The organism is Treponema sp. R6D11 (genome assembly GCF_054786075.1).
On sequence record NZ_BDHD01001332.1, the window covers coordinates 1 to 329 of the forward strand.

1 protein-coding gene is annotated in these 329 nt (G+C 47.4%); it reads left to right on the forward strand.

From position 1 onward, the window contains the following. The coding region (locus ACYVTD_RS18640; RefSeq protein ID WP_461249073.1) for a hypothetical protein at nt 1-326 on the forward strand (326 nt) is incomplete at its 5' end. Nucleotides 327-329 lie beyond the last annotated feature (3 nt).

Sequence of the window (329 nt, forward strand, 5' to 3'; positions counted from 1 at the left end):
CGCTTGAAATAGGCGACCCGACAGAGATAGCCCTCGTGCAGATGGGCGAGGATGTCAATGCTTCGCAAGAAAAATTAGAAAAAGACTTTAAGAGGATAGATGAGTTGCCGTTTGATTCGGATCGAAAAATGATGTCGAAATTATATGAAAAAAACGGAAAAACAATTATTGTACCGAAAGCGCCACTCACAGAAATGCTCGCGGATCCGACGCATATCTTAATTGACCGCAAAATTCTCATCGGTCAAGACCCTGTCCGCCGCACCTTTGGCACCGTCCGTCCCCGTGATTCCCATAGCGACGCCGATGTCCGCCGTTTTCAATGAAGG